Source organism: Phenylobacterium sp. (assembly GCF_036402295.1).
Lineage (GTDB): Bacteria > Pseudomonadota > Alphaproteobacteria > Caulobacterales > Caulobacteraceae > Phenylobacterium.
On record NZ_DASWTE010000073.1, the window covers coordinates 1 to 2,772 of the forward strand.

Annotated in this window: 3 protein-coding genes; 1 reads left to right on the forward strand and 2 read right to left on the reverse strand. The window is 72.7% G+C overall.

Annotation, left to right across the window (positions count from 1 at the left end; genetic code table 11):
- Window positions 1–88 precede the first annotated feature (88 nt).
- Both VGD44_RS04780 and mobA read right to left on the reverse strand, forming a co-directional pair.
- The gene (locus tag VGD44_RS04780) at window positions 89–667 is read right to left on the reverse strand and encodes an ANTAR domain-containing response regulator (protein ID WP_331084415.1); all 579 of its coding nucleotides are present in this window, start codon (window positions 665–667) and stop codon (window positions 89–91) included.
- Between the two features lie 86 nt (window positions 668–753).
- A complete protein-coding gene (mobA, locus tag VGD44_RS04785; protein ID WP_331084417.1) occupies window positions 754–1,326 on the reverse strand; it encodes a molybdenum cofactor guanylyltransferase in 573 nt (190 codons plus the stop codon).
- 90 nt (window positions 1,327–1,416) lie between these two features.
- Here mobA and VGD44_RS04790 point away from each other — a divergent pair, with 90 nt between their 5' ends.
- The gene (locus VGD44_RS04790; protein ID WP_331084419.1) at window positions 1,417–2,760 is read left to right on the forward strand and encodes a dicarboxylate/amino acid:cation symporter; all 1,344 of its coding nucleotides are present in this window, start codon (window positions 1,417–1,419) and stop codon (window positions 2,758–2,760) included.
- Window positions 2,761–2,772: the final 12 nt, after the last annotated feature.

Genomic DNA, 2,772 nt, shown 5'->3' on the forward strand with positions numbered 1-2,772 from the left:
CCCTCGGCGGCGAACAGGCCGCGGGCGTGGGCGGCGATCAGCACCGCGGCGTCGTTCAGGGCGATGAAGCCGATCTTCAGCGGCGCGCTCATGAGCCGTTCCCCTTCAGCACGCCTGCGAAGGCCAGCAGGTCGGCGGCCACCGCGCCCAGCGGCCGGCCGGTATCCATCGAGAGCTTGCGCAGCAGGCGGTAGGCGGCGTCCTCGTCCAGCCCCCGCTCCTTCATCAGGAGCGCCTTGGCCCGCTCCACCGTCTTGCGCGAGGCGAGGTCGGCCTTGGCCTTCTCCAGGTCCTGGCGCAGGCCGTGCATCAGCTGGAAGCGGCTCATCGCCACCTCCAGCACCGAGCGGACCCGCGCCGCCGACAGGCCGTCCACCACATAGGCCGAGACCCCGGCGTGCACCGCGGCTTCCGCCAGGCCGGGCTCGGAGCGGTCGACGAACATAACCACCGGGCGCGGGTTGGCCGCCGTGGCCTCGCGCAGGCTCTCGATGACGTCGCGGTCAGGGCTGTCGGACGCCACGACGATGACGTCGGGCCCGAAGGCGGCCGCCTCGGCCTCTTTGAATACAGGCGCGTGGCGGACCTCCAACGGCTCGACGCCGGCAAGGCCCTCCGCCACCAGGGCGGCGCGGGCCGGGTCGGGATCCACCACGAGGACGCGCATGCCGCTCTGCTAGGCGGGCGGCGCGCCTGCGGTCGCCCCGCTTGCCCGGCCGGCGCCGCTATCGCAGGCATACGCCGCCGGAACGATCAGCCGGCGCCGCCTTCTTGGGCAGAATCGGGGGTGACGAGACGCCGCAGCAGGTCTTCGCGCTCCTGCGGGGTGTTCGCGCCGCGCAGCCGGGCCTCCGCGTCGGGCGGAACCGGCAGCCGCGCGAGGCCCGCCCGCTCGACCAGCCGCGCCATGGGCCAGCCGGCCCCAGCATCGGCCGGCACCGCGGCAGCCTCGGCCACCAGCGGCAGGTGCAGGCCCTCGTACGCCGCGCCCGGCCCCGGCGACGCCAGCAGCGGCGCGAGGTCGTCCGGCGTCAGCGTCGGGGCGTCCACCGCCAGCACCAGCACGCGCGGACAGGCCCCCAGCGCCCGGACGCCCGCCACGATCCCCGCCACCGGCCCACCGCCGGCCTCCGGCGCGACCGGCAGCCCGTAGTCGCGCAGCCCCGCGGTCACCACGGCTGTCGCGCCCAGCGACGCGGCCAGGTCGGCCAGCCGGTCCACGGCGCGGCGGCCGTTCCACAGCAGCTCGGCCTTGTCGGCGCCCATGCGGACGCCAGCGCCGCCGGTCAGGATCACGACGCCGAGATCTGGTGAGCGCTTGGGCATTCAGGCGTTCTAGGCCGGTCCGCAGAATTCCGCGCTACGAGAAATCCCTAGCGGACCGGTAGGTTACGTGAGGCGTTCCAGGAGACCCGGATGGCGTCCGCGCAGCAGTCCCGATTCATCAGCGGCTTCGGCATGCAGGTGCTGGCGGCCATGGTCGTCGGCGTGATCCTGGGCCTCGTCGCTCGCCAGCTCGGCCCGGCCGAGGGCGAGCAGGGGTTCCTGCTCGCCGAGACCCTGCGGATCCTGGGCTCCAGCTTCGTCCAGCTCCTGAAGGCGCTGGTGCCGCCTCTGATCTTCACCGCCATCGTCGCCAGCATCGCCAACCTGGCCGAGCTGCAGAACGCCGCCCGCCTAGTCTGGCGCACGCTGCTGTGGTTCGCCGCCACCGCCCTGATCGCCGTGGCCATCGGCATCGCGCTCGGCGTCGTGCTGCAGCCCGGCCTGCACGCCGGCGTCACCATGGACGCAGCCAAGGCGCCCAGCACCACAGGCTCGTGGCTGGATTTCCTGGCCGGCCTCATCCCCTCGAACTTCCTGGGCCTTACCGCCTCCACCAAGCTGGCAGACGATGGCCGGGCGGCCACCACCAGCCTGTCGTTCAACGTGCTGCAGATCCTGGTGATCTCGCTGGTGGTCGGCGTGGCGGCGCTGCGCACCGGCGAGGCGGGCCGCGCGTTCCTGGCCTTCAACGCCTCGGCGCTGGCCGTGGTGCGCAAGGTGCTGTGGTGGGTGATCCGGCTGACGCCGCTCGGCACCATCGGCCTCCTGGGAACGGCGGTCGCCAAGTACGGCTGGGACGCGCTCTCGCAGCTCGGTCAGTTCGCGATCGCCATCTACATCGGCCTGGCTCTGGTGCTGCTGGTGGTCTACCCCGCGCTGCTGGCCGCCCACGGCCTGAACCCGCTCAAGTTCTTCCGCGCCGCGTGGCCGGCGATCCAGCTGGGCTTCGCGTCCCGCTCGTCGATCGGCACGCTGCCGATCACAGAGACGATCACCGAGAGCGGCCTGGGCGTGCCCCGCGCGTACGCAGCCTTCGCCGTGCCGCTGGGCGCGACCACCAAGATGGACGGTTGCGCTGCGATCTACCCGGCCATCTCGGCCATCTTCGTCGCCCAGTTCTACGGCGTGCCGCTGCAGGTGACCGACTACCTCTTGATCGTGTTCGTCTCGGTGATGGGCTCGGCCGCAACGGCGGGCCTGACCGGCGCGACCGTGATGCTGACGCTGACCCTTTCGACGCTGGGCCTGCCGCTGGAGGGCGTGGGCCTGCTGCTCGCCATCGACCCGATCCTCGACATGGGCCGCACAGCCGTGAACGTCGCCGGCCAGGCGCTCGTGCCCACGCTGGTGTCGAAGGAGCTGGGGATGCTGGACGCCGCCGTCTATGCCGGCGATGCGACGCCGGCGGTCGAGGCGGAGGCGGGCGCCGCCTAGGACGCCTTCTTG

Excerpts from the sequence above, each read along its gene's own strand:
- mobA (WP_331084417.1), bottom strand. The coding sequence starts at position 1,326 with ATGCCCAAGCGCTCACCAGATCTCGGCGTCGTGATCCTGACCGGCGGC.
- VGD44_RS04780 (WP_331084415.1), bottom strand. The coding sequence starts at position 667 with ATGCGCGTCCTCGTGGTGGATCCCGACCCGGCCCGCGCCGCCCTGGTG.
- VGD44_RS04790 (WP_331084419.1), top strand. The coding sequence starts at position 1,417 with ATGGCGTCCGCGCAGCAGTCCCGATTCATCAGCGGCTTCGGCATGCAG.